This window comes from Glutamicibacter sp. BS14, assembly GCF_056934375.1.
This window is the reverse complement of the sequence record NZ_CM167801.1, coordinates 1,005,762-1,032,072: the sequence shown is the minus strand read 5'-3', so window position 1 is coordinate 1,032,072 and position 26,311 is coordinate 1,005,762. Positions and strand designations below refer to the sequence as shown.

26 protein-coding genes are annotated in these 26,311 nt (G+C 62.1%); 8 read left to right on the top strand and 18 right to left on the bottom strand.

Features of this window, described 5'->3' with window-relative positions; genetic code table 11:
• Positions 1–87: 87 nt before the first annotated feature.
• Together cycA and AC1Z36_RS04935 are read left to right on the top strand one after the other, a co-directional pair.
• On the top strand, positions 88–1,590 hold the full coding sequence (gene cycA / locus AC1Z36_RS04940) for a D-serine/D-alanine/glycine transporter (protein WP_105656110.1): 1,503 nt from the start codon (positions 88–90) through the stop codon (positions 1,588–1,590).
• A 168-nt stretch (positions 1,591–1,758) separates the two neighbouring features.
• Positions 1,759–2,082, top strand: coding sequence for a 4a-hydroxytetrahydrobiopterin dehydratase (locus AC1Z36_RS04935; RefSeq protein WP_166650861.1), 324 nt, complete (start codon positions 1,759–1,761; stop codon positions 2,080–2,082).
• Here AC1Z36_RS04935 and AC1Z36_RS04930 read toward each other — a convergent pair.
• From AC1Z36_RS04930 to AC1Z36_RS04915, 4 genes are all read right to left on the bottom strand, one after another.
• Complete coding sequence (locus AC1Z36_RS04930) at positions 2,066–3,121, bottom strand: FUSC family protein (RefSeq protein ID WP_332502702.1); 1,056 nt, start codon at positions 3,119–3,121, stop codon at positions 2,066–2,068. The genes AC1Z36_RS04935 and AC1Z36_RS04930 overlap by 17 nt on opposite strands.
• On the bottom strand, positions 3,118–3,570 hold the full coding sequence (locus AC1Z36_RS04925; RefSeq protein ID WP_483561776.1) for a MarR family winged helix-turn-helix transcriptional regulator: 453 nt from the start codon (positions 3,568–3,570) through the stop codon (positions 3,118–3,120). The genes AC1Z36_RS04930 and AC1Z36_RS04925 overlap by 4 nt, the downstream gene beginning before the upstream one ends.
• Positions 3,571–3,740: 170 nt before the next feature.
• Positions 3,741–5,264 (bottom strand): GMC family oxidoreductase, encoded by a 1,524-nt coding sequence (locus AC1Z36_RS04920; RefSeq protein ID WP_332502704.1) that lies wholly within the window; start codon positions 5,262–5,264, stop codon positions 3,741–3,743.
• Positions 5,265–5,391: 127 nt separating this feature from the next.
• Positions 5,392–6,369 carry an EamA family transporter gene (locus AC1Z36_RS04915; protein ID WP_105656105.1) on the bottom strand — a complete coding sequence of 326 codons (978 nt, stop codon included), beginning with the start codon at positions 6,367–6,369 and terminating at the stop codon, positions 5,392–5,394.
• Between the two features lie 124 nt (positions 6,370–6,493).
• Here AC1Z36_RS04915 and AC1Z36_RS04910 point away from each other — a divergent pair, with 124 nt between their 5' ends.
• Positions 6,494–7,045, top strand: coding sequence for a CGNR zinc finger domain-containing protein (locus AC1Z36_RS04910; protein ID WP_105656104.1), 552 nt, complete (start codon positions 6,494–6,496; stop codon positions 7,043–7,045).
• A gap of 322 nt (positions 7,046–7,367) precedes the next feature.
• Complete coding sequence (locus AC1Z36_RS04905; protein ID WP_105656103.1) at positions 7,368–7,676, top strand: hypothetical protein; 309 nt, start codon at positions 7,368–7,370, stop codon at positions 7,674–7,676.
• Positions 7,677–7,692: 16 nt separating this feature from the next.
• Here AC1Z36_RS04905 and rraA read toward each other — a convergent pair whose 3' ends face one another.
• From rraA to AC1Z36_RS04875, 6 genes are all read right to left on the bottom strand, one after another.
• Complete coding sequence (gene rraA, locus AC1Z36_RS04900) at positions 7,693–8,169, bottom strand: ribonuclease E activity regulator RraA (protein ID WP_105656102.1); 477 nt, start codon at positions 8,167–8,169, stop codon at positions 7,693–7,695.
• An 83-nt stretch (positions 8,170–8,252) separates the two neighbouring features.
• Complete coding sequence (locus tag AC1Z36_RS04895; RefSeq protein ID WP_286134649.1) at positions 8,253–9,647, bottom strand: amino acid permease; 1,395 nt, start codon at positions 9,645–9,647, stop codon at positions 8,253–8,255.
• 207 nt (positions 9,648–9,854) lie between these two features.
• Entirely contained in the window at positions 9,855–10,148 is a 294-nt protein-coding gene (locus AC1Z36_RS04890) for a hypothetical protein (RefSeq protein ID WP_286134039.1), read from the bottom strand.
• A 38-nt stretch (positions 10,149–10,186) separates the two neighbouring features.
• Positions 10,187–10,780 carry a DUF308 domain-containing protein gene (locus AC1Z36_RS04885; protein ID WP_483561775.1) on the bottom strand — a complete coding sequence of 198 codons (594 nt, stop codon included), beginning with the start codon at positions 10,778–10,780 and terminating at the stop codon, positions 10,187–10,189.
• A gap of 56 nt (positions 10,781–10,836) precedes the next feature.
• The gene (locus AC1Z36_RS04880) at positions 10,837–12,057 is read right to left on the bottom strand and encodes an alpha-hydroxy acid oxidase (protein WP_483561774.1); all 1,221 of its coding nucleotides are present in this window, start codon (positions 12,055–12,057) and stop codon (positions 10,837–10,839) included.
• A 34-nt stretch (positions 12,058–12,091) separates the two neighbouring features.
• Complete coding sequence (locus tag AC1Z36_RS04875) at positions 12,092–13,405, bottom strand: MFS transporter (protein ID WP_483561773.1); 1,314 nt, start codon at positions 13,403–13,405, stop codon at positions 12,092–12,094.
• A gap of 130 nt (positions 13,406–13,535) precedes the next feature.
• Between AC1Z36_RS04875 and AC1Z36_RS04870 the strand changes: the two genes are divergently transcribed.
• From AC1Z36_RS04870 to AC1Z36_RS04860, 3 genes are read left to right on the top strand one after another with little or no spacing between them, the layout of a single operon-like run.
• Entirely contained in the window at positions 13,536–14,171 is a 636-nt protein-coding gene (locus AC1Z36_RS04870; protein WP_105656097.1) for a GntR family transcriptional regulator, read from the top strand.
• Between the two features lie 20 nt (positions 14,172–14,191).
• A complete protein-coding gene (locus AC1Z36_RS04865) occupies positions 14,192–14,554 on the top strand; it encodes an isocitrate/isopropylmalate dehydrogenase family protein (protein ID WP_105656096.1) in 363 nt (120 codons plus the stop codon).
• Positions 14,532–14,687 (top strand): hypothetical protein, encoded by a 156-nt coding sequence (locus AC1Z36_RS04860; protein WP_166650859.1) that lies wholly within the window; start codon positions 14,532–14,534, stop codon positions 14,685–14,687. The genes AC1Z36_RS04865 and AC1Z36_RS04860 overlap by 23 nt, the downstream gene beginning before the upstream one ends.
• A 29-nt stretch (positions 14,688–14,716) precedes the next feature.
• Here the strand turns inward: AC1Z36_RS04860 and AC1Z36_RS04855 are convergent, their stop codons facing one another.
• Positions 14,717–16,057, bottom strand: coding sequence for an MATE family efflux transporter (locus AC1Z36_RS04855; RefSeq protein ID WP_105656095.1), 1,341 nt, complete (start codon positions 16,055–16,057; stop codon positions 14,717–14,719).
• A gap of 152 nt (positions 16,058–16,209) precedes the next feature.
• Here AC1Z36_RS04855 and AC1Z36_RS04850 point away from each other — a divergent pair, with 152 nt between their 5' ends.
• Entirely contained in the window at positions 16,210–17,043 is an 834-nt protein-coding gene (locus AC1Z36_RS04850; RefSeq protein ID WP_483561772.1) for an MBL fold metallo-hydrolase, read from the top strand.
• A 41-nt stretch (positions 17,044–17,084) separates the two neighbouring features.
• On the opposite strand, the gene AC1Z36_RS04845 is transcribed toward AC1Z36_RS04850, so the two are convergent.
• From AC1Z36_RS04845 to AC1Z36_RS04815, 7 genes are all read right to left on the bottom strand, one after another.
• Positions 17,085–18,284 (bottom strand): MFS transporter, encoded by a 1,200-nt coding sequence (locus AC1Z36_RS04845; protein ID WP_483561771.1) that lies wholly within the window; start codon positions 18,282–18,284, stop codon positions 17,085–17,087.
• Between the two features lie 3 nt (positions 18,285–18,287).
• Positions 18,288–19,058 (bottom strand): lysostaphin resistance A-like protein, encoded by a 771-nt coding sequence (locus AC1Z36_RS04840; protein ID WP_483561770.1) that lies wholly within the window; start codon positions 19,056–19,058, stop codon positions 18,288–18,290.
• A 138-nt stretch (positions 19,059–19,196) separates the two neighbouring features.
• Complete coding sequence (gene aqpZ / locus AC1Z36_RS04835; protein ID WP_483561769.1) at positions 19,197–19,961, bottom strand: aquaporin Z; 765 nt, start codon at positions 19,959–19,961, stop codon at positions 19,197–19,199.
• A 158-nt stretch (positions 19,962–20,119) separates the two neighbouring features.
• Entirely contained in the window at positions 20,120–21,109 is a 990-nt protein-coding gene (locus tag AC1Z36_RS04830; RefSeq protein WP_483561767.1) for an FUSC family protein, read from the bottom strand.
• Between the two features lie 269 nt (positions 21,110–21,378).
• Positions 21,379–22,302 carry a LysR family transcriptional regulator gene (locus AC1Z36_RS04825; RefSeq protein ID WP_483561766.1) on the bottom strand — a complete coding sequence of 308 codons (924 nt, stop codon included), beginning with the start codon at positions 22,300–22,302 and terminating at the stop codon, positions 21,379–21,381.
• Between the two features lie 149 nt (positions 22,303–22,451).
• On the bottom strand, positions 22,452–24,536 hold the full coding sequence (locus AC1Z36_RS04820; protein WP_105656089.1) for an ABC transporter ATP-binding protein: 2,085 nt from the start codon (positions 24,534–24,536) through the stop codon (positions 22,452–22,454).
• Complete coding sequence (locus AC1Z36_RS04815; protein ID WP_105656088.1) at positions 24,537–26,270, bottom strand: ABC transporter ATP-binding protein; 1,734 nt, start codon at positions 26,268–26,270, stop codon at positions 24,537–24,539.
• Positions 26,271–26,311: the final 41 nt, after the last annotated feature.

Below are 26,311 nucleotides of genomic sequence, written 5' to 3'. Positions count from 1 at the left end.
AAAGCGAGCAGCTGCTCTCCAAGCCTTCAGGGCTTGGGGGCAGGAGCGCTTCGAGGCGTCACACCACACTCCTGGAAGGCAATCAGCATGAGTACCACCAGTTCTGGCCCCGCACTCGAACGAGGGCTCTCCAATCGTCACATCCAGCTGATCGCCATTGGCGGCGCCATCGGCACCGGCTTGTTCATGGGCTCCGGCAAGACCATCTCGGTAGCCGGCCCGTCGGTCATCTTCGTCTACATGATCATTGGCTTCATGCTGTTCTTCGTCATGCGCGCCATGGGCGAACTGCTGTTGAGCAACCTGAACTACAAGAGCTTCGCCGACTTCGCCGGCGACCTGTTAGGCCCTTGGGCCGCATTCTTTACCGGCTGGACCTACTGGTTCTGCTGGGTTGTCACCGGCATCGCCGACGTCGTGGCCATCGCCCATTATGTCGCCTTCTGGTGGGGCGATTTGCCGCTATGGATCCCGGCACTAGCCTGTATCGTGCTGCTGCTGGTTCTGAACCTGGCGACAGTGAAGGCTTTTGGCGAAACCGAATTCTGGTTCTCGCTGATCAAGATCGTCGCCATCGGCGCACTGATCGTGGTTGGCCTGGTTATGGTGATCACCGGTTTCGAGCACAACGGTGCTTCTTCATCCTTCGCTAACCTGTGGAACGACGGCGGCATGTTCCCGACCGGCTTCATGGGCTTCGTAGCCGGTTTCCAGATCGCGGTCTTCGCCTTCGTTGGCATTGAGCTGGTTGGCACCACCGCGGCGGAAACCAAGGACCCCGAAAAGACCCTGCCCAAGGCAATCAACTCGATTCCTGTCCGCATCCTGTTCTTCTACGTTGGCGCGCTGATCATCCTGATGGCCGTGACCCCCTGGGATCTGTTCTCCGCTGCGCAATCGCCATTCGTGGGCATGTTCGCCCTGGCCGGTCTGGCTGGCGCCGCTGGCATCATCAACTTCGTGGTCCTTACCTCGGCGGCTTCGAGCGCCAACTCGGGTATCTACTCGACCTCCCGCATGCTCCGTGGCCTGTCCATGGAAGGCGATGCACCGAAGACGTTCACCAAGCTGTCAGGCCGCAAGGTTCCGCGCAACGCCCTGATGTTCTCCTGCATGTTCCTGCTGGCCGGCGTCGCACTGCTCTACGGCGGCGATTCGGTCATGGGAGCATTTACACTGGTCACCACCGTCTCGGCCCTGTGCTTCATGTTCGTCTGGACCATCATCCTGCTCAGCTACCTGGTCTTCCGTGCTCGTCGCCCGCACCTGCACGACGCATCGAAGTTCAAGGTCCCTGGCGGCAGCTTCATGCCATATGTTGTGCTGGCATTCTTCGGCTTCATCTTGTGGGCCCTGACCACCCAGACCGATACCCTCATGGCTATGGCCATTACCCCGATCTGGTTCCTGATCCTGGCTGCAGGCTACCTGGTCATCCGCCGCAACCCCCAGCACCAGGCACTGCGCGCCGCGCACCTGGCCAAGGTGGCGCACGAACGCTATGAGGCCTCCGCCTACCGTGATGCGGAATCCTTCGCCAAGCGCGAAGCGGAAACCGCCGCACAGGTTGCCGAGGACATCCGCCAGTAGCCCGAGCACTTGACAGCTCTCTCAGCCGGGCCCCGGCATCACCAGATGCCGGGGCCTAACTGCATAGTCGCTGGGATCGCTACCGCAATAGCCGGGGTCGATGCGATCATGATGGCAGGCAGCAACCACTTGCATAGTCCGACCCGCTGCCGCTTGGAGGAGAGAACCATGGCATCAACCGGTCCGTTACCGCGCTTCGAATTCGATCAGAGGCTGGGCGCCTTGCCTGATTGGAAGCGTGATGACTTGGGTTTGCGGGCCGCTTACCGTTTCGATTGCGCGAGCACGGCCTTGCAGTTCATTGTCCAGGTAGGCCTGCGCGCCGAGCAGGACAACCGGCATCCGCACCTGGAGTGGCGGGTTACCATCGTCGAGCTGCGCCTAACGCACAACCAGCCCGAGCATCTGGGAACACTGGACCTGGAATTAGCCCGCCATATCTCCATCGAGGCCGGCAAGCTCGAAGCGCAGGTTGTCACCGAGCACTGGTAGCCCCCGGCGTTCGGCCTTGGCGGCGGCGGGCCACCAGCAGCGAAATGGCGATGCTCTGCACCGCACCCACCAAAGCGCCCAGCGCCGTCATGGAAATGCGGTCGATGAGCAGGGACGCGGCCGGTTCAGGGCTGACCAGGTGGACCATGAGCAGTGCGGTGACCGTCATGAATACCATCCCCACCGCATAGTTGCGCAGAATCACCAGCTCGATGACGAACTGCGAGGCCAGCGCAGCGGCCAGGATTACCCAGACCGGGGAATCGAAGGCGAAAACTATTGCGGTCAGCGCTACGCCAATGCAGGTGCCTGCGCAGCGCTGCAGCCCGCGGGCTACCCGCGCATAGGCATCAGCGCCGGTGACTGCGGCGATCGCGCCGAGACTGGCCCAGTACCAGTGGCCGTCGCTGAGCAGATGCCCTGCGATTCCCGCCAGCAGCACGCCCGTGCCCATTTGGAGCGATTGGGCCATGGCCCGGCGCGAGGGCGACCAGGCGTATCCGGAGCGCAGGGTATGAAGCAGGTTGGCTTTGCGCATCGACAGGCCAAGCATCAGCAGCATGCTGAAGGCCATTGTTCCGCCGCCGGCCAGCAGCACCCCGGTGAAGCTTTGCGAAGTGGCCGGGATGCCCAGGCAGGCGCCGCCGGCGAAGACCGCGAAGACCGGTCCCGGCGGCATCCAGCGCGTGGCATGGGAGACGTAGTTGGCGCCAAAACCAATGAATGCCAGCACGAGCACGCGTACCGGGAACGGTGCCTCGATGAGCGAAAAATAGGTGCCCAGCAGCATTGCGGCCAGTTGCACGATACCTGCCGAGAGCTGCTGCCAGAAACGCGGCGCGTACGCGTCGAAACGGCCGAAGACCGCGCAGAAGGCGCCGAACGCTGCATACATTGCCCAGTCAAGGCGGCCAAGGCCGGCCAACAGGATCAGCGGCGCGGCCAGGCTGATCGTCGCCTTGGCTGCCGGGATGAGCGACGGGCGGTGAGGGGCCACGACGACGCTGCGCTGCACTATTTCTTCTAAGTGGCGCTTCACTGGCGTGCCTCGCCGTCCTGCGTAGCGACCAGCTGCAGCAAGGCGCGCAGCTGCTCCCGCTGCGGCTCATCCAATGCGCCGAAGACCTTGGCTTCGTTATGCGAGGCAGCCTCCATCGCCCGGGCAGCGAATTTCCGGCCCTCGGGAGTCAGCGTGATGACGTTGCGGCGGCGGTCCTCCGGATCAACTTCGCGTTCCAGGATCCCACGGCTCGACAGCTGATCGAGGTAGGCCACCAGATGGCCGCGGTTCACATTCGAGCGATCTGCCAAGTTGTTCTGGGAGATGCCGCCGAACTCCTCCAGCGCGCAGATGATGGTGAAATGATGCCGGGACAAGGACTCGGATTCCATCAGCTCGGTGAGCTCCTGGGTGCCGATGCGTCCGGCTCGGGCGGTGAGATAGCTCAGCGAGTTCCATTGGAACTGCGGAATCCGGTGTTCGTTCATCCCTTCAAAATATCATTTCAGCTTGAAACGATTTCGCCCTGAAGCAGTTTATTCGATGTATCTCACACGCAGCTGGCGCGCGTTCCATCGCCAGCTGCGGTCCACGGAATCATCGTCTCTTGGAATGTGAGGGCTCGTTCTCCTTGGCCGCCGCCATAGTGCGCCGCCTGTCAGAGCCGAAGATCAGCCAGGAGGAATTTGGCGCCCAGCTCGCCGATGAGGATGGCCGGGGCATTGGTGTTTCCGGTGGTGATCTTGGGCATGATCGAGGCATCGATGACGCGCAGCCCTTCCAAGCCGCGTACCCGCAGCTGCGGATCCACCACGGCCTGCGCATCCGTGCCCATGCGGCAGGTACCCACCTGGTGGTGGTAGGTCACTACGTTGTTCCGAATGTAATCCTCCAGCTGCTCATCGCCGCGTATTTCTTCGCCCGGGTAGATTTCCCTCGCTCCCCAGTCCCCGGCCAAGGCATCTTGCTCCACCATCGCGCGGCATTGCTTCATCGATACCAGGAATGCCTGCATATCCCGCGGATCATCCAGCGCATTCAAATCGATGTTCACCGGGTCATCCAGGCCGGGCCCGCCCAGGGTGATTTCGCCGCGGCTGTGCGGGGTGACGATCCCGGAGTGCAAGGTGAAGGCAGTGCCGTCGACCGGTTCCATGCCCGGGGAGTACATGGGCACGGCGAAGAAGATCGGCTGGGTGTCCGGGCGATCCAGGCCCTCGCGGGATCGGGTGAACATGTGCGATTGCGAGACGGAGACCCCGGCACGCGGGGCGGGTATCGCGCGGGTGGTGGTTTCGGCAATCACCGGTGCCAGCAGGTGGTCATGCAGGTTCTTTCCGACCTGATCCAGCTCATGCAGCGGCATGACGCCCGCGGCTTCGAGCTCGGCCACCGGGCCGATGCCTGAGCGCAACAGGATTTGCGGGGATCCCAGGGCACCGGCGCTGAGCACCACCTCATCCGCGCGCAGCTCCTGCAGCTGCCCGCCGATCCGATAGCGCACGCCTACCGCGGATCCGGATTCGAGGATCACCGAATGCACCTCGGCGTCCGTGATGATTTCCATGCACTCGCGCACCGGCTTCAGATAGGCCTTCCAGGTGTTGATGCGTTCGCCGCCAGCAACGTTGATCTGCTCCTTGGAAACGCCTTCCAGCTGCTCGCCGTTGTAGTCGGGATTGAACCGGATTCCGGACTGCACCGCGGCGTCGATAATCGACTGGTGGATCTCATCCAGCTCGTAGTCGTTGTCCACCGGCACCAGCCCATCGCTGCCGTGGAATTCGCTGGCGCCGCCAGAGAAGTTCTCGATTTCCTTGTAGATCGGCAGGACATTCTTCCAGGCCCACTGCTCGCCGCAGTCCTTGGCCCAGTCATCGAAATCCTGCGGGGCGCAGCGCACCCAGATGGTCGCATTCAGCGCGTGGGAACCGCCGAGCACCTTGCCCCGTGGCAGGTGCATCGGCTTGTTCGCTGCCCCGGCCATCGGGACGGTGTGGTAATCCCAGTCGTCCTTGCTATGCCACAGCTCGCCCATGCGCGAGAGGTCGTGGATGGCAGGGTTGGTGTCCTCGGAGCCAGCTTCGAACAAGGTCACCCGCGCCCCGGCATCCACGAGCCGGCGCGCGACCACCGAGCCAGCCGAACCTGCGCCTACGACTATGACCGACTTGCTGCCCATGGGTATTCCTCCAGCTAGGATGCCTGCGAAACTTGTTTCTCCCAGCCTGTACAGGCCAGCGGGTTTTCCCTTGGCATCCGGCGCACAACAATTGGCATCGCGTGCGCGTTTTTACCCTACGGGCCGCTTAGATCCCCTTGCGTGCCGCACGCAGTTCATCGACACGCACCAGCACCACGCCGCACACAATCAGCAGGCCGCCGAACAGCTGCACCGCACCCGGCAGCTCGGAGAGCAGCAGCCAAGCCCACAGCACCGCGAAAAGCACCTCGGTCAAGGAGATGAAGCTGGCCACCTTGGACCCCAGTTCCCGGGCGGCCATCACACCGGTGGTGTAGGAGAACACGGTGGCGATCAGGATCAGCCCGGTCAAGGCCAACCACCACGGGGTTTCATATCCAGCAAATGATCCGCTGCCGGCGGCCCACTGCATTGGAAGGATTCCCAAGCCGCCAACCAGCAGCATGGTTAGCGCGCCAACGGCCATGCCACCGGCCGACAGCATGATGGGTGGCAGCGCGCCATCGACCTTGGCGCTAATGAAGAAGTAGACCGTCAGGCCCACCGCTGCCCCCAAGCCCCAGAGCACGCCGATCGGATCAATCCGCGTGGTGCCGGTCAGATCCAGCACCGCCACCAGGCCTGCCAATGACAATAGGGTGCCAGCGATCGTTGCCGCCGACGGGCGCTTCTGGTGCTTGGCCCAGAGCACCAGCACGATGAGCACCGGAGCCAGATACTCCAGCAGCAAAGCCACCCCGACATCCAAGCGCTGCACCGCCAAGAAATAGCACAGCTGGCAGGCTCCCACTCCAAACAATCCGAAGAGCACAATCGACACCCAGTTGGTGCGCAGCAACGTCCAGCGGCCGCGCATCGCCAGGACCGCAGGGATCGCCAGGACCAGCGCGGCGCCGGCCATGCGTGCGGCCACGGCCGCAGTGGGACTCCACCCTGCTTCGAAAAGCCCCTTGGCGAAGGAGCCGGAAATCCCGAAGGCCGCGGAGGATGCCAGCGCAATCCAGATCCCCCGGGACTGGCTTTGACGCAGTACTGGACTGCCGGCAGTGGCGGCCGGAAGGCCGGAATCAGACAGGTCGCTCATGAGGGTCTTTGAAGTCTTTCGCGAAGAATTTCATGCCGCCGTTCAGGGGCAAATGGGGGTATGAGCATGACGATACGGTTAGGCTTGAGTGGCAGTCAATCTACCCAGCTTCCAGGAACGAATTATGACCTTTGCACCAGATATCGAAGCTTCATTGAAGTCCGTGGTGAACCTTCTGAATACCGAGGTGCAAATCGTGGATATGCTCTCCACCGTCGCTGATCTCGATGAGTTCCTTGATGCCGAGAATTTCGAAGGCTCCCGCGCGCACAACCAGGCAGAGCTTCGCTCCATTCGCCAGTTGCGTTCCCAGCTGAAGAACATCTGGATAGGTACCGAAGAAGAATCCGTCTTCCGGGTCAATGCGATCCTGCGCAACGCCAACGCCCAGCCTCAATTGATCAAGAGCGAATCGCTGGGTTACCACCTGCACGCCACCACCAACAGCACCCCGCTCTACGACCGCATGGCCGTGGACGCCGCGATGGCACTGGCGGAAGTGATCCGCTCCGGCGGATTGCAGCGGCTGCGGATCTGCGCCTCGGAGGACTGCGAGGCGGCCCTGCTGGATCTGTCGCGCAACCGCTCCAAGCTGTACTGCGATACCGGCAACTGCGCCAACCGCGAGCACGTGCGCGCCTACCGTGCGCGCAAAGCCGGAAAACGTATCGACTAGCCAGAACCCCGACACTGAGCACACCAAGTCTAGTTTCGTCCGTGATCGGCCAGCGCCCCTGCGCACTTCATCACCACGCTGCCATCCCAATCTCGGTGGCAACACCCCCCGGATCATTGGTTAGACAGGGGCAAGACACCATGCCGAGATTGGTCGGCCGACAGTCCCTATGATCCTCTTTTTAGGGACTATCAAAAAGATAACGGGCCAGCACGTGGCCAAAATGGCGTTGGGCGATGCCCCTCGCCTTTTACCTTGCCCGGGCCATATGATGAACACACAACCGGGATACCGGCAGTTGCAGTAGTGGAAGGGGCAGGTCATGACTCAGGAAACCCACGCTTCGGATGATTACGAGGCACGGATAGAAGCAGCTGAGAGCGGACCATTGAAAGCCGCGGCCCGCTGGGTTGTAGCTCTGGCTTCTGCCACGCTGGGCGATGCCGAGTACGAAGCGAACGAGCCCCAGGTAGTCGTGCATTCCCGCCAAGACGATTCGGTACTGCTGCGCATGACAACCTCCAGCCTCGAAGAAGCTGAGCGGCTGATCGTCCAGATCCGCGCGGATTTGGAGGCCTTGGGCACCGAGGAGTTCAAAGCGGAATGGGAAGGCGCAGGCGACAAGCCCTAGCTGGATGGGCCAGCGGCTAGTTTTCGACAAGAATCCCGTCGATATCCGCATACACCATCGCGCCCGGTCGGACCTTCACATCCCCGATGCTGATCACTTCATCCACCGAACCGTGCGAGCGCTTGACGGTTTTGCGCGGGTTGCTGCCCAGTGCCTTGATCCCGAGTTCCATCTCAGCCAGTGCCGCACGGTCGCGTACGGCGCCGCTGATGATGACCCCGGCCCAGCCATTGGCTTCGGCATTCGCGGCAATCATGTCACCCATCAGGGCGTAACGCAGGGATGCTCCCCCATCGACCACGAGCACTGCGCCATTGCCCGGGAAGCTCAGGATCTCCTTGACCAGGCCGTTGTCCTCATGGCACTTCACGGTACGTGCCGGCCCGTGGAAGGACAGCCGCCCGCCAAAGTCCTGGAATTGAGCCGAGACGGACTGCAGTGCATCCCCATGCTGGTCGTAGAGGTCGGCGGTGCTGATCGGTTCCTGGTGCATGGTGTTTCCTTCATGAGCTGCGATAGTGGTCCACCACACAGCTTAGCCCGCAGTGCCCGCAACCCCAGCGCATGACGAAAGTGTCAGAGATTCAGTTCCGCTTCATAGGCCTTGGCGTCCAAGGCGCCGAGGCGCGAATTGCGGCGGCCGAAGCCCAGATAGATCGCAGCTCCCACAGCCATCCAGATGGCGAAGACCAGCCAGGTGATGCCAGCCAGGTTGAACATCAGGAACAGGCAGGCAGAGATGCCCAGAATCGGGGTCACCGGATACAGCGGGACGCGGAAGGTCCGTGGGGTATCCGGCTGGGTTTTGCGCAGGTACATTACCGAGACACCTACCAACGAGAAGGCGAACAGGGTGCCGATGCTGGTCGCTTCGGCCAGCTGGCCCAGAGGAATCAGCGAGGCGGCAATGGCCACGACCGCGCCGGTGACGTAGGTGCCGATGACCGGGGTGCGGGTGCTGGGCGAAACCTTGGCGAAGAAGCGAGGGATCAAGCCGTCGCGGCCCATGGAGAGCAGGATGCGGGTCTGCCCGTACAAGGTGGTCAGCACCACCGAGACGATCGCGATCACCGAGGCCAGGGCGAAAGCCAAGACCATCCACTTCTGTCCGGTGATTTCGGAAACAATCTGCACCAGGGCGGCTTCTGACTCGGCGAACCAGTTCCACTCCCGGGCGCCAATGGCAGCTACGGCAACCAGCACGTAAATGGTGGTTACCAGCACCATGGCGATCATGATTGCCCGCGGCAGGTCCTTCTGCGGATTCTTGGCTTCCTCGCCGGCGGTCGAGGCCGCGTCGAAGCCGATGTAGGAGAAGAAGACCATGGACGCTGCCCCGGTCACGCCCGCGGCGCCCATGGGCAGCAGCGGAGCGAAGTTCCCGGCATTGAAAGCGGTGAAGGCGACCACCACGAAGAAGACGAGGATGGCGATCTTCACGATCACCATGACGGTGTTGGCCAGTGCCGATTCGCGGGCACCGCGAACCAGCAGCAGGGTCGCCAAGATGACCACGATCAATGCCGAGAGGTTGATGACGCCGCCGTCGCCCGGGCCGGCGGCCAGGGCTTGGGGCAAAGCCAGGCCGAAGATCTCCAGCGTCTGGTTCACGTAGGCGCCGGCACCCACCGCCACCGCTGCCGCGGAAACTGCGTATTCCAAGACCAGGCACCAACCGCACACCCAGGCCATGCCTTCGCCCAGCGTGGCGTAGGAATAGGAATAGCTGGAGCCGGAGACCGGGACCATGCCCGCCATTTCGGCATAGGAGACCGCCGAAAGCAGCGCGGTGATGCCGGCCAGCACGAAGGCGATCCAGATCGCCGGGCCGGCGACCGGAACGGCAGATCCGAGGATCACCAGGATGCCGGTGCCCAGGGTGGCTCCGACGGAGATCATGACCAGCTGGGTGACGCCCAGCGAGCGCTTGAGCGTCCCGAGCCCGGCGTTGTTCGCGGCGTCGTTGGCCATCGCCTGGATGGACTTGCGCCGTCGCAGCTGCTTGCCCAGTGGGGTGCGGCCATGCTGATCAGAGATACTCGTGCTACTCACTTGAAATCCTTGGTGCGTGCTTGAGGCGTCCTGCCTCGATCAATTGGCCCGGCAAACGACAACGCGCTGGGACTATCTGTGGATGGACAGTCTCAGCGCGTCATGCCGCGTGGCTAAGCTTTATTATCAGTCTTCAAACTTCTTGTCCGGGTTGGATGAGGATCGGTTTACCCCGGTCCCCTTTCCCAGGTCAGGATCATTGTCCTTGGCAGCCATGGTCATCACCGAGATGACCAGCAGGCTTGCGACAAAGGCGATGCCGAAACAGGCCAAACCGATATCGAAGCGCAAGGGATTCTGCGATCCGCCGGTGGAGCTAACCAAGCCGACCACGCCGGCGACGATGGCCAGGATCAGCGAGAAGCTCAGTGGGCCCTTGATTGACTGGCTCCACGGTTGCTTCTTCTTGTTGTTTCCCACCAGGAACTCCGTTTCTACTTTTACTGCAGACCTAAAGACTAGTTGCTTTCCTGGTCCGGCGAATTGATCGTGGTCGGGGCGGCTGCCTTCATTTCATGGCGATGGCCGAAGGCGGCAATCAGCGCGAAAACGGCCAGAACGATAGTTCCGCCGCCAATCAGGCCGAACAATGCGTGCACATCCATGCCACCGCTGAAGCACAGCGAAATGGCCAAGATCACGCCCACCGCGCCGGTAACCAGCTGGTTCCTGAACGGCGGGAAGGCCTCGCGATGCTTGGCAAAGACGATGAGCTCGGCAATGCCTCCGGCCAGGAATGCAAAGGCACCCACATAGCCGACCCAGGCAATCGAGCTGACGAAGATGGTGGCGATACCAGCCAGAAGCATCAATCCCGCACCCAGCGCGTAGGGGGCGCGCGACTTCTCCGGCGCGCTTTCCACAGATACGTACTGCCACATGAACACGCCAGTGACAACGAGGAACGCTGCCGTGGAGTAAGTGACAACTTTGTCATCTGCGCCGATCCAGAAAATCGACATCAGGGCATAGGCCAGGGCCGTCAGGCCGCGCAGGAAGACCGGGCGGAAAACATCTGAAGCTTGAACTGGGGTGGTTTTTGGTGCAGGCACAATTTCTATTCTACCGCTCATAGAACTAACCGCCACTTCGCCCGGGGTTAATCACATCAGCCACGGCGGCGAATCAGCGACTGGTCCAGATCCCCGATGCTCGCCGCGCCCATCAGCTGCATAGTCACTTCCACTTCCTTGGCCAGCAATTCGATGGCACGGCTGACGCCTTCCTCTCCCCCAGCCATCAGGCCGTAGAGGTAGGCGCGGCCAATCAGCACGAAGTCCGCTCCGGCACACAGCACGGCGACAATGTCCGCGCCGGACATGATGCCCGAATCCATGATGATTTCCATGTCCTCACCGACTTCGGCACGCACTTCGCCCAAGGCCTCGAAGGCGATCGGCGCGCGGTCCAGCTGCCGTCCGCCGTGATTGGAGACCACCAGTCCGTCAGCACCGGCGGCCTGTGCCTTGGCAGCGTCTTCGCTGGTGAGCACGCCCTTGACGAAAAGCTGGCCCTTCCACAGCTCGCGGATCCATTTCAGATCCTCGAAGTCCAAGGAGGAATCGAACATGGAGTTGATGATCGTTGGCAGGTCTGCCGACGTATCCGACAGCGATGCGAACTTCAGCGAATCGGTGGTCAGGAAGTTGTACCACCATTCGGGTCGGTACGACGCATCGAGCACGGTCTTCACGGTCAATTCCGGCGGGATCTTCATGCCGTTGCGGGTATCGCGGTGGCGCTGGCCGGCTACCGGGGTGTCCACGGTGACCAGCAAGGTGTCATAGCCCGCTGCAGCAGCACGTTCCACCAGCGCCCTGGACTTTTCCCGGTCCTTCCACAGATAGAGCTGGAACCATTTGCGGCCCTCGGGTGCCGCCTCGGCGACCTCCTCGATGGATCGGGTGCCCATGGTGGACAGGCTGAAGGGAATCCCTGCTTTCTGGGCAGCCCGCGAGCCGCCGATTTCGCCCTCGGAGTGCATGAAGCGGGTGAAACCGGTGGGGGCGATGCCGAAGGGCAATGCCGATGGGGCACCGGCAATGGTGGTGGAAAGATCCGACTGCGCGGTTCCGTGCAGGATTCGCGGCAACAGCTCAACGCTGTCGAACACCGCTCGGGCGCGGGTCGCGGTGATTTCTCGCCCGGCAGCGCCATCGACATAGTCGAAGGCCGCGGCGGGGGTGCGGCGCTTGGCGATCTTGCGCAGATCCCAGATGTCGGCGGCACCGGCCAGCCGGGCGGCGCGAGGGCTAGTGGAGGGGAGCTTGAACTTCATCAGGCTGACCAGTTCGGCCACGTCGGGCAGTTGGCGCTTGAGATTACCCATGGATTGTTCCTTTACTTCGGTGGAAATTGCCGGTCTAGTACAGGGTGCGCGAGCTTGCGCGGGTGCCGATGAAGATTGCAATGGCCGAGGACAGGCAGCACAGCGCCAGGTATCCCGCTGGCATCGCGATGGAGCCGTTGCCCGCCTGCAAGAGCGCAGCGGCAATCAGCGGCGAGAGCCCAGCGACGATGGCGCCGTTCAGTTCGCGCGCGATGGCAATCCCGGAGAAGCGCACCGAGACGGGGAACAGCTCGGTGAGGAAGGCCCCTTGGGCACCGGAAGTGCACGGGATCACCAGCGCGTAGCCGGCGGCGATGCCCAGGAACCCGAGGGCGAACTCGCCGGTGGAGATCAGTGCGAAGATCGGGAAAGCGAGGACCAAGCCTGAAATGTTTCCCGCCGCCAGCACCTTGGAAGCGCCGAACCGATCGGCGAGCCAGCCGCCCACCGGCGTGAGCAATACGGAGACCAAGGAGCCCAGGGTGACCGCCAGCAGCGCATGGCTGCGTTCCATGCCGCTGGTGACCATCAGGCTCAGCGCGAAGACCGCAAGGATGTAGTTCACCGCGTTATGCCCGGTGATGGCCAGGAAGCCCAGGGCCACGCGGCGCCAGTGCGCGGCGAAGACCTGCACGATGGGGAGCTTGGCCTGCTGCTGCTCGGCACGGGCCGAGGCCATGGCGGCGGCATAGTCAGGGGTCTCTTCCAGCTTGTTGCGGATGTAGATGGCCACGACGAACAGCAGTGCCGAGACCAGGAATGGGATGCGCCAGGCCCACCCGAGCAGTACCACGTCACCGGCCAGCGAGACCAGGAAGAAGCACACGGTGGCCAGCGCGATGCCCAGCGGCGGGGTGGACAGCACCAGCGAGGTGTAGAACCCGCGTTTTCTCGGCTCCACGTATTCGGCCACCAGCGTCATGGCACCGGTCAGTTCCGCGCCAGCGCCGAATCCCTGGATCAGGCGCAGCAGCACCAGCAGGCCCACGGACCACACGCCCCAGGTCTGCGCGGTCGGCAGCAGGCCGATGCCCACGGTGGCGATGCCCATCAGGATGACCGAGAGCAGCATGGCCGGGCGGCGCCCGAACCGGTCCCCCAGGTGGCCGATGAGCACACCGCCCAGCGGGCGGGCCACGAAGCCCACCGCGAAGGTCGCAAAGGACGCGATCGAGGCCGCCGCTTCTCCGGCTCCGGCGAAGAACAGCGGACCGATCACCACCGATGCGGCCGCGCCATACAGCGCGTAGTCGTACCATTCAATGGCCGTGCCGAAGACAGAGGCGAACAGGGCCCGGCGCCGGTTGCGCGCTTGCTGCGTGCTGGCAGAGTTCTGGGTGATCGGCACAGTCGTAGTCCTTGCGATAAAGTGGTGTTCCGTAAGATACCTGAAATATATTTAATCCCAGACTAGAGTGTTGCCCAGAGCGATAGCTAGATCAGGTCGCCAAGTTACGCCCCTTAGGAATCGGAAAACCATGGCCAGCTCGCTCTCCGAACAGCTCACGCTCACCTTGCGCGAACGCATCAACCGCGGGGAACTTGCCCCGGGAAGCCTGATCATCGAACCGGCACTGGCCCAGGAGTTCGAGGTCTCCAAGACCCCGGTGCGCGAGTCCCTGCGCCAGCTCACCAGCGAGGGCCTGCTGCAGGTGCTGCCCAAGAAGGGCTATCTGGTTCGCGCCATCTCGATGAATGATGTCTATGAAGTCCTGGAACTGCGCAGCTTGCTCGAACCGCATGTGGCAGGACAGGTAGCCAGCATGCATTCGGCCGCGCTTGTGGTTTCCCTGGCCGGGCACCTTGAAGCCCAGCAAAAGCTGGCGGTCTCCGACCCCATTGCCTCCATGCATGCCGCCCAGTGCTTCCATAGCGAACTGGCCGCGGCATCGCGCAACTCCCGCATTGTGGACAGCCTGGAGAACTGCTTCACGCAAACCGCCCGAGCCCACTACGTCTTGCCTTCCATGCAGCCATACATGTCCCAATCGGACGAGCTGGCCGAGCACCAGTCGATCTTTGCCGCCATACAGAATTCAGATCCTTCAGCGGCCGCCGAGGCCATGACGCTGCATCTGGAATCCATCCGCCGAGCCATGCTGGGACATCACTAGCGGCCAACCACTGGTGCATCATGGGCAAGGCACACAGCATCGCCGTGCTTGCCGGCGCTGGCGTCAGCACCGATGCCATGCCAGAAGGCCTGCGCTCACTGAACGAGTCCGCTGACGACTTTCTGGTTCAAGCTGGATCCAACGCCAAGCACAGGCAGATGATGCCCGATAACCGGATTGAGCGGCTTGGCGTGCATGACTCGCTCTTCTCCTGCGCCGTGGGCAGCCTGCTGCAATTCCGCCAGCCAGGGGACGTGGACTTCTTCGTGGTCCGCGAGAACATCTTCGAAGGCATCGAACGCCGTCATCCGGAAAACGGTAGCGTCCTGTACCGGTATCGGCCACGCCCTCGAATACGCATTGGAGCTCGCGCAAACCGGTAGCGCCAAGCACCTGACCAGCCCAGCGCAACAGCTCGTTGCCCAGCCCGGATCCGGGTGCCGGGGCACCACCAGCTCACTGGACCATGCGGTCACCCATGAGATTGCCGCCCAGGCAATGGAGCTCCAGGAGTAATCGGTGGCGAGCGGCCCGGTGGCCTGGGTTCAGCTGCCCAACCGCATCCATGCACTATTCCTGGCACGCAGGGACAGGCTCACGCCGCGAGCTGCCATGTAGCCGATGGCGAAAGCAACCCAGATCCACAGAATCGCTGACGTGGAATCCTTGGCAAAGACCTGAACCGCCCAGAGCATCGGCACGTAGAGAACAAGGTTGGCTATGCCCACCAACCCGAGATAGCGGGCATCCCCCGCACCGATGAGCACGCCGTCCAGCACGAACACCAAACCGCACAACGGCTGGGACAATGCCAGCACCCACAGCCCAACGGTGGTCAGCTGACGGATTTGCTCATCCGGGGTGAAGATCATCGGGAAGACCCACGAGGTGGCAAGCAGCAGGATCCCGGTGACCACGCCGAAGCAGATGCCCCAGCGGCTCATGATCCCGGTGAGCTTGCGGACCTGCTCTGCATCCCCGCGGCCCAGCTCCTGGCCAATCATGGCCTGGGCCGCAATAGCCAACGCATCCAGTGCAAAGGCCAGGAAACTGAAGATCGTGAAGACCAGCTGGTGCGCTGCGAGTGTCTGGGTGCCGGCGTTGGTGGCGACAAGAACCGTGAGGAGCAACGCCGCGCGCATGCTCAGGTTGCGCAGCATCAACCAGGAACCGACTTGCCCGGTGGAAATGAACCCGGACCAGCTCGGCGCCATGGAAATTCCTTGCTTGCGGATTCTTGGCAAGATCATCCACAAATACACCACCGCCATCATCCACTGGGCGATCGATGTGCCAAGCGCGGCACCGGCTACGGACATATCGGCCCAGTAGACCAGCACGAAGTTCAGGACGATATTCAAGCCGAAGCCAGCGGTGGCCACGATCAACGGTGTTTTCGTGTCCTGCATGCCACGCAGCACGCCGGTGGCTGCCAGGACCAGCAGCATCGCGGTCAGGCCAGGCATCGAGTAGCGGATGTAATCGACGGCGAATCCAGCGGTTTCCCCTTCGCCGCCCATCAAGCCCACAAGCCGATCGGCACTGAAGTATCCGAGCAGCGACAGCACCACCCCGAGGACTATGGCAAACCACATGCCATCACGCCCCGCCGCCATGGCCTTGCCGGGGTTGCCTGCGCCCAGGGCCCTGGCTACAGCTGGCGTGGTGGCATAGGCCAAGAAGATCATCAACCCCACCGCAGTGTGCAGCACCGTGGTGCCCAGTGCGGCGCCGGCCAGCTCGGCCACGCCAAGGTGGCCCACGATGGCCGAATCGGCCATCAAGAACAGCGGCTCGGCGATCAAAGCACCCAAGGCGGGAACTGCCAAGGCAAGGATCTGCCGGGCCAAGCTCCGCGGGGATTCGGTGGGGGTTGAAGGATTCACAACCTCAACTCTACGAAGCAGAGTGGACTTTCACCATTTGCTTGCGCGCAGGAGGATTCCCGGTGCAGTCCTCTTTCCTGCGTCCGGAGCGAGTACTAGGTTTGGAAGCAAGCAGGGCACAGCCAGCACCGCCACCAGAAAACAGGTTTCCCATGGGACAAGAACATATTGGCCATTGGCAATGCGCGGGTTGCGCCGTGGAGTTCCCGCCGGGCCCGCAACCCACCGGCACCTGCCCCATCTGCGCCGATGAACGCCAGTACATTCCGGGCGGAATCCAGCGTTGGGTGCGCACCGAAGACCTGGCAGCAGCCGGCCACCAGCTGACGATCACTTCGCTGGAGCCGGGACTGAATGCGATTGCTTCTCCCGAAATCGGCATAGGCCAAAGCTCCTTGCTCGTGGAGACCACCGCGGGCAACCTGCTCTTCGACGTGCCCGGGCTGATTACCGGAGAAATCATTGATTGGCTGGATAGCCGCGGAAAGCTGGCGGCCATTGTGGCGAGCCATCCGCACATGTACGGGGTGCAGCAGCAATACAGCCAGGCGCTGGGTGATGCGCCGATCCTCGTCGCCGAGAAAGATGCGCAGTGGGTCCAGTATTCCTCAGCCGCCGTCAGGACCTGGTCCCAGCCTTTTGAGGTGCTGCCCGGGATCAGGCTGATGCAGCTCGGCGGCCACTTCCCGGGCAGCACTGCGGCTGTTTGGGAAGCAGGGGCCGATGGCCGCGGAGTCCTGCTGGCTGGCGACGCGGTTTTCCCCGTGGCCGATGGCAATGCGACCTTCTTGCGCAGCTACCCCAACCGCATCCCGCTCTCGGCTGCCGTGGTGCGGCGCATGGCCAAGGATCTGGAGCCGGTGAAGTTCGACCGCCTCTACAACAACTTCGCGGCCCGCATCCAGGCCGATGCCCACCGGGTGGTCCAGTTCTCTGCGGAACGCTATGCCAGGTGGGTATCAGGAGAATTCGACCATCTGACCTGATATTCCGCGCAAAGTTGAGTATTCCGAATGCGGAATATGAATTATCCGCGAAGGGATGGGTCCCTTTTGGAGAGCAAGGAAGCCAGGATCAGGGCAACCACCTGCAACGCGCCAACGCAGAGCACGACGCTGGCCCAACCGTAGTGCATGAAGGGGATGCCGATGAGCCAGCCAAGCAGTGACGAGCCCACGTAGTAGAACAAGTTGTACAGGCTGGAGGCCTGCGCCCTGGCTCCGGTGGCCAGCACCGGCACCCACCCGCTGGCGACCGCGTGGGCCGCGAAGAAGCCAGCGGTGAAGATCAGCAACCCGCTGATGATCACGACCAGGTTCCCGGCCAGGGTCAGCAGCAAGCCCAGGGCGCTGGTGAGAATGCTGATGCGCAGGGTATTTCGCCGTCCAGCCTTGGCGACGAGTTTGCTGCTGGCCACCGAGGTGTAGGTTCCAGAAAGGTAGGCCAAGAAGACCAGTGCCGCCCACGAAGCCGGAATCAGGTAGGGCGGTGCTTCCAGCCGGAAAGCCAGGTAGTTGTAGACGGCCACGAATCCGCCCATGAGCAAGAATCCCTGGGCATAAACCAGTGCCATTTTGCCATGCAATGCATGTGCGAACTTCTTGGCGATGCTGCGCAGGTTCTGGCTGTGGATGGGGTCGAAGCCCTGGGCGCTGGGCGCCTTGAACAGGAAGAAGAACGTCGCCAGGCCAGCCATGATGCTCACTGCCGCGACCCCCCAGCGCCAGCCGGCCGGGTCTGCGACAAAGCTGGCGACCAAGCGTCCGGCCAGCCCGCCAAGGGTGGTGCCGGAGATATAGGTGCCGCTGGCCACGGCAACGGCTCGCGGATTGACCTCGTCAACGAGGAAGGCCAGTGCAGAGCCGGGAACACCTGCCAAGGCAATTCCCTCGAAGAACCGGATCGCCACCAGGAACTCGAAGCTTGGCGACAGGCAGCTGAGCAGTCCCAGGGCAACCGAAGAGATCAGGGCGATGCTGATGACCTTGCGGCGCCCGACGCGGTCGGAAATGATGGCCCATGGAGTCACGGCCAATGCCAGCCCCAGGGTCGCTGATGAAACGGCAAGTGCCGTGTGCGAAGAGGTGATGTGGAAATAGCCGGCGATCACCGGCAGCAGCCCCTGCACCGCATAGAGCTGGGAGAACGTGGCAACGCCGCCGGCAAAAAGCGCCAGCAGCATGTCCCGATAGGCGGGGGTGTTCGGTTCGAGTCCGGTAAATGCCACTGCCTAGGCTCCCACAGGAAGCAGCGGGTAGATCAGGTACACCACCAGCAACGCTACTGCATTGTTAATGACATGCAGCATGTAGGAGTAGGCCAGCGACTTGCCGCTGAGGATGTAGGCAACACCCATCATGACGCCCAGCATGAAGTACGGCACGACTTCCAGCCAAGAGCCGATGCCCGCGCCAATGAAGTGGATGCTGGCGAACAGCACCGTGGAGATCAGTGCGCAAATCCAGACGTTGAGCTTGCGTGAAAGCTTGCCAATGAGCAGATGGCGGAACAGGTATTCCTCGACGAATGGGCCGAAGAGCGCAGTGACGACCAGCATGACCGGCAGCGGCACCGTTCCGGCCATGGATTCCAGGGCCGCCTGGTTCTCGCTGGTGGCCGCTTGGCCCGTCAATGCGACGATGATTCCGTTGGCCATGATGGTCAGGAACCAGCCACCGGGCAGCATCAGCCATTTGGCCCAGGGGTGGTAGCGCATGGTCTTGAACGACTCGAAGAACTGCGGACCGCACTGGATCATCGCGAGAATGAAGAAGGTGACATACAGGATCAGGTTGATCCCGAACAGCGCCTGTTCCTGGGTGGAGAAGGCGCCCATGTAGCCAGGGATCAAGCCGATGAGGCCTGCTGCGCCCCCGACAAAGAAGACGAGGTAGGCAAGAACTGTCCAGAAGTCGCCCTTGGTGAATTGACCGGCGTTGAAGACGCGTTGCTTGGGCCGCGGAGCCGAATAGGGGTTCATGTACTCTGGCCGTTGTTGCATATGACAAGCCTAATCGCCTTCCATGTGGATTTCCCAAGTTCATCGTTCCACGTGAAAGGACGAACCCAGTCCAGCCGACGTCGAAGTCTGCTGGACTGGGTTCAGCGAGTTGCGGTAACCGCGAGCTCCCATCATCTGCTAGTTCTTGTCGAAACCTTCGCGACCCTTGTCCACGAAGGCCGGGAAGAGCACCTTGTAGCTGACACCGGCAATGGCCGCACCGATAACCGGTGCCAGGATAAACAGCCATACCTGGCCCAAGGCTTCCGGGCCGGCGAACCATGCGACGCCCAGGGAACGTGCCGGGTTGACCGAGGTATTGGTGATGGGAATGGACACCAGGTGGATCAGGGTCAATGACAGGCCGATAGCGATCGGCGCGAAACCCTGCGGCGCGCGCTTGTCGGTGGAGCCGAGGATCACGTACAGGAAGATCGCAGTCAAAACGATCTCTGCGACCAGTGCCGCAACCAGCGAATAGCCATCTGGCGATCGCTCCCCATAGCCATTGGAAGCGAAACCGGATTCGACTGCGTTGAATCCGTCCTTGCCCGAAGCGATCCAGAACAGCACGGCACCCGCCACCGAAGCAGCGACGATCTGCGTGACGATGTACGGGAGGACATCCTTCCACGGGGTGCGCCCGGCAAAGGCCGTGCCCAGGGTGACGGCAGGGTTGAAATGGCCGCCGGAGATATGCCCTACTGCGTACGCCATGATCAGCACAGTGAAACCGAAAGCCAGAGCTACGCCCAGGAATCCGATGCCCATGTTCACGGTTTCATCTGCGATGACCTTGGCTGCGAAGATCGCTGAACCACAGCCACCGAAGACCAGCACGAGTGTGCCCAAGAATTCTGCCGATAGTTTTGCGCCAACAGTTGGCACAGCTGCATCAGACATGCTTTTTCCTTATCCTCGATGAATTATGCGAGTTCAAGGCCAGCTTATGTCCTGCCGATGGGGCTGCGGTAGGCCTGCGGCTACTTAATAGATCTCGTTCGTCTTATTTTTCTTCTGGGTTCATGCTTCTGATCTGCCGCGCCGCAGTTGCGGAGTTTCTAGATCGTGGTTCGGGGCTGCCGTTCGAAAATTGAAGCGGCCGCAATGCCGACAACGACACCGAGAAGATTTCCCATAGCGCAGTCCCACACCATCTGGGATCCGCTCTTCGGATTAGCCAGCTGAAGCATCAGGATAATCAGCGGCGTGAAAAAGCTGAGGGCAAGGCCGTAGTTCCGGACCATATAGGCCTCGGTTGGGAACATCAGCAAGATGATGCAGCAGCCGATCATCAGTTCGCCGGGAGTCAGGGCCGTGATCCCAAACAACACGCCTATACCGGCCAGGGTTCCCCCGATGCGGTGAGCCCCACGTCGCAACCGTCCCCGGGCATTGCCGACGGCAAGCGGAACGGCCGCCCCGGCCATGGTCCATTGGAGATGCTCGACCTGCAGAGTAATCCCGACAGCTCCAGCTAGGAAGACAACTATCAGGTAGGTGCATGCCCTGCGCAGGATGCGGGGCCATGGAAGCGCGAGGCCTTCCGAGCCGCACTCTTCCACTCGTCCGAAGCGTGCGGCTTGGCCGAGCAGGATGCTGAACAGAGCGGTGGCGACGAACGCGGCCAGGCCTTCAAGGGCGGGAAGCTCCCCCACCGGCAAAGTTCCCAACGCACCAAACGCAAAGAGCGGAAAGAAGGCACCGCCGGGCTTGAGCCCATATCGATCAGCGATCAATGAGCTGAAGGCCGCCCAGAACATTCCTCCGGCAATCAGCGTCCACCCGCGCATACCCAAGGGGGCCATGGCGATCCCGCAAATTCCCGCACACAGCATCAGTGCAGCTCCGAGCACCTGGTCCTTCAGTCGCTGCGAGCGATGCGGATTTCGGCCGTACATCCCGACAATGGAGCCGAAAACAGCGTAGGCAAGGAGGTCCGTTCTGCCAATCAGCAGCAGTGCAATCCCCGGAAGTCCCAATCCGAGGCCTACGCGCAGGGCCGGGCGGATCTCTGGGCTGTGCGAAATGGCGAAGAGCTGCCAATTCACGAGCGAACCGCGCGTGAATTTGAACTTACCAATGGCTGTGGAGACCGGAGCTGCTCTGCCTGCCGTCATCATGGAATCCCGAGTAGTCCTGGCAATTATCTGATTGCCTGCATCCCTCGGATCCCATGGTGCCTCAAGATGGTCAGGTTCCACTGTTCTCTCCGCTCCCAGTTGCACGGCCCAATTCCTAAGCGACTTGGGGTCTGGTTCTAGGTTCAGGGATTACCATTGATCAGATCCAATAATTAGATCCGATGATTCAGTAAGTGCTACTTATGATTCCTGCTGAGATGCATATCGACCGCAGGGAATGTGCTAGAAATTATCTTTTCGAGCGCCTGCGACATCAGGGTTAATGGACTACTGTCTTCCATTACAAGAGAAATTTGCGAGGTAACTTGCGGATCATCCAGCCTGTAAAGCTCAATACCAGGCAGAGCTCCCAAGGGTGGCAACCACTGGCGCGGAACTATGCTGGCCCAGTTCCCGGTGGACACATGCGCGAGCAACGTGACTATCGAGTCGCATTCGATTCGCGGCGAGACTACCAGATCGTGCCGGCTGAGCGTCTGGTCGAGGACCTGGCGCCCTCGAAGAGATGAGTCGAGGAGGCATAAGGGCAACTCCAACGCCGTCGCCCAAGCCGTCGTTGCGCCCTCGGGGAGCATCCCCGGCGCAGTGAGCAGCACATGTTCCTCGGCATAGAGCGAATAGACCAGCAGTCCAGCTAGGTCCTGCGGCTCCGCGTAGATAAGGCCCGCGTCAAGCTCGTAGTTCCTGATCTGACGGACGATGTCCGCCGAATGGAGACTCGCCTGGACGTTGATGCCCACTTGCGGATGCGCACGGGCAAACTTGTCGGTGAGGGTTGCAACAGTTGAAGAGGCAGCAGGAACCGTTCCCAATCGAAGTGTTCCGTTCAGGCCATTCTCGTAATGGGAGATTTCCTGTCTCAGCGAGGCATGGTCTTTCAGGATTTTCCGAGCCCATTTGAGAACCGTCTCGCCTTCAACGGTCAGTCCTTGGAAGGCATGGCCCCGGCGGACCAATGGCGCGCCCAGTTCCTTTTCGAGTTTTCGAATGCCCTCTGATAATGCTGGCTGGGAGACCGCGCATTCTTCAGCTGCCCGGGCAAAATGTCCCTCATTGGCCAGTGCCACCAGATATTCCAACTGTCTAAGCATCATGTTCATATTGCATCATTTCCTGCAGGAACAAGTGCTATCGATGGCCTGGGGGCGTGCCGCAGCGGTTCGATCAGAAGCAGGCCTGGCAATGCAAAAAGACCCCGGCACCGGCAGTGAAAATCTGCCAGATGCCGGGGTCTTCGCGACTCAAGGTCCTACTCGGTTTCTTCCTTTGCTTCCGGTGCCATGTCACTGGCCACCGTGGCTCCGGCCGCTACCGCGGGCACCGCAGCCGTATCCGGATTCGCATCCACATCCTCGGCCGGGCCGGCGAACTGCGACTGGTACAGCCGGTAGTAGGCGCCCTGGGTCCCCAGCAGGTGCTCGTGGTTGCCCTGCTCCACGATCCGGCCGGACTCCATCACCAAGATGGTGTCCGCGTCGCGGATCGTGGACAGCCGGTGGGCAATCACGAAGCTGGTGCGGTCGCTGCGCAGCGCGGCCATCGCCTGCTGCACCAGCAATTCGGTACGGGTATCCACCGAGCTGGTCGCCTCGTCCAGGATCAGCAGCGACGGGTTGGCCACGAACGCGCGGGCAATGGTGATCAGCTGCTTCTCGCCGGCCGACACGTTGGTGCCTTCCTCGTCGATGATGGTGTCGTAGCCATCGGGCAGCGCGCGCACGAAACGGTCCACGAAGGTCGCCTTCGCGGCCGCGATCACTTCCTCATCGGTCGCATCCAGCCGGCCGTAGCGGATGTTCTCCATGATGCTTCCGCCAAAGAGCCATGCGTCCTGCAGCACCATGCCCACCTTCGAGCGCAGATCAGCGCGGGAAAGATCGGTGATATCGCGGTTATCGAGCATGATCTTCCCGGAATTCAGCTCGTAGAAGCGCATCACCAGGTTCACCAGCGTGGTCTTGCCCGCGCCGGTCGGCCCGACAATCGCCACGGTGTGCCCCGGATCCGCATCGAAGGACAGGTCCTCAATCAGCGGCTTGTCCGGGGAGTAGGAGAAGGACACATTCTTGAAGGAGACATGCCCGTCGGCGCGGGCAGGAAGGCTGTCCTGCGCGTCGTCCGGTTCCTGTTCCTCCGCGTCCAGCAGCTCGAAGGTGCGTTCAGCCGAAGCCACGCCGGACTGCAGCATGTTCGCCACGCCGGCAATCTGGCCCAGCGGCTGGGTGAACTCGCGGCTGTACTGGATGAACGCGGTCGCGTCGCCTAGGCTCATCGTGCCCGAAGCCACGCGCAGCCCGCCCACCACGGCGATGCCCACGTAGGCCAGGTAGGACACGAAGTTCATCACCGGCATGATCATGCCCGAGACGAACTGGGCGCCGAAGCTGGCCTTGTACAGTTCCTCGTTGCGCGCGGTGAAGCGGTCCACCATGTCCGCTTCGCGGCCGAAGACCTTCATCAGCTCGTGGCCGGAGAAGGATTCCTCGATCTGCCCGTTCAGCGCCCCGGTGTTCTTCCACTGCGCGGTGAACAGCTTCTGCGCCCGGGTGCCGATAATGCCCGCGGCAGCTGCCGACAGCGGCAGGGCCACCAGCGCGATCAGCGCCATCTGCCAGGAGACCACGAACATCATGATCACGATGCCGATAACGGTCATGGCCGAGGAGACCAGCTGGCTCAGCGCCTGCTGCAGCGCATTCTGGATGTTGTCCACGTCGTTGGTCACGCGCGAGAGCAGATCGCCGCGCTGGCGCGTGTCGAAGTAGTTCAGCGGCAGCTTGTTGATCTTGTCCTCGACGTCCTTGCGCAGGTTGTAGACCACGCGCATGACCAGCTTGTTCAGCAGCCAGCCCGAGGCCCACGAGAAGAGCGAGGCAACGAAGTACATGGAGAGCACGATCAGGATGTACTGCGAAAGCTGGGTGAAGTCGATGCCCTGCCCGGGGACGAAGTCCACCTTGGAGAGCATGTCGGCTTGGGTTCCCTGCCCGGAGTCGCGCAGCTGCTGGATCACCAGCTCCGCGGGCGTGCCGGCCGGGATGTTCTTGCCGATCAGCCCGGCGAAGATCACGTCCATGGCCTTGCCCAGGATCCGCGGTGCGATCACCGAGAGCACCACGTACACGGTGATCAGCGCGAACACCAGGACCATGCCCAGCTTGTACGGGGACATCAGCCCGACCAGGCGCTTGGCCGATGGCCAGAAATGCTCGGCCTTGCGCACCGGGGCGCCGCCGCTCCAGTCGTCGGCTCCCGCCGCGGCATCGAATTCATTGACGTCCGCAAGCTCGCTTTCGAGCTGCTCCGGATCGATATTCTTCTGCTTCTTCGCCATTTAGGCCACCTCCTCCACACTCAGCTGGGATGCCACGATTTCCTGATAGGTTTCCGAGGTTTCGAGCAGTTGCTCGTGGGTACCCCGGGCCACGATTTCGCCATGGTCCAGGACCAGGATCTGGTCCGCACCGGTAATGGTCGATACGCGCTGGGCCACGATGATCACCGCGGCGTCCTTGGTCGGTTCGGCCAGGGCCGCACGAAGCCTGGCATCGGTGTTCACATCCAGGGCCGAGAAGGAATCATCGAACAGGTAGGTGCTCGGCTTCGCGGCCAGGGCCCGGGCAATGCATAGGCGCTGGCGCTGTCCGCCGGACACGTTGGTGCCGCCCTGGGAGATCTTCGAATCGAGCTGGCCTTCGCGTTCGGCGACGAAGCCGTCGGCCTGGGCCACTCTCAGCGCATCCCACAGGTCATCTTCGGTAGCGTCCTGGGCGCCGAAGCGCAGGTTGCTGGCGATGGTCCCGGAGAACAGGTAGGGGCGCTGCGGCACCGCGGAGATGTTCCGCGAAATGGTGTCGCGTCCCAGTTCCCTCAGCGGCACCCCGCCGATCAGGATCTCGCCTTCGGTGGCGTCGTAGAGCCGCGGGATCAGGTTCAGCAAAGTGGTCTTGCCGGCACCGGTGGAGCCGATGATGGCAGTGGTCTGCCCCGGCTTGGCGGTGAAGGAGATATCGTTGAGCACCGGCGCCTCGGCGCCGGGGTATCCGAAGCTGACGTTCTTGAATTCCACGGTGCCCGGGGTGGGCAGCGCGATTTGCCGTTCGGCGGCGTCGAGCATGCTCGGCTCGCTGTCGAGTACCTCGGAGATGCGGTCGGCCGAGACCATGGCACGGGGAATCATCATGGCCATGAAGGTACCCATCATGACCGCCATCAGGATCTGCAGCAGGTACTGCAGGAAGGCGGTCAGCGCGCCGACCTCCACCTGGTTGTTATCCACTCGGTGCCCGCCGAACCACAGCACGGCGGCGGTAGACAGGTGCAGGATCATGGTGATCGCCGGGAACATCAGCACGAACAGGTTGCCGACCTTGACACCGAGGTCGGTCAGCTTCTGGTTGGCATCGGCATAGCGCTGCGTCTCATGCTCTTCGCGCACGAATGCGCGCACCACGCGGATGCCGGTGATCTGCTCGCGGAGCACGCCGTTGATCCCGTCGATGCGGGTCTGCATATCGCGGAACAGCGGCATGAGCTTGATGACCAGCAGGCCCACGACTATGAGCACCAGCGGTACCGAAACCCAAACGAGCCAGGACAGTCCGGGATCTTCGCGGATCGCCATGATCACGCCGCCGATGGACATGATCGGCGCGGTGATCATGAAGTTCAACGCCATCAAGGTGAGCATCTGGATCTGCTGCACGTCGTTGGTGCCGCGGGTGATCAAGGTGGCGGCGCCGAATTTGTTGACGTCCTGTGCCGAGAAGGTCGAGACCTTCTCGAAGACCGACTGGCGGATGTCGCGGCCCACGCTCATGGAGGTCTTGGCCCCGAAATAGACGGCGGCCACCGCGGTGGCTACCTGGATGAGGGCCACCACCAGCATCAGTCCGCCGGTACGCCAGATGTAGTCGATATCGGCTTCGACCACGCCGACGTCGATGATCCTGGCGTTCAGGCTAGGGAGATAAAGAGTGGCCACGGTGGTGGCCAGCTGCAAAATGACTACGGCAATGATCCACCCCGTGTACGGCTTGGAGTGTTTCAAGATGAGCTTGAGAAGCATGTGGGAAATCCTCGCTGGCATCAAGCTCTCCGGCATGCTGG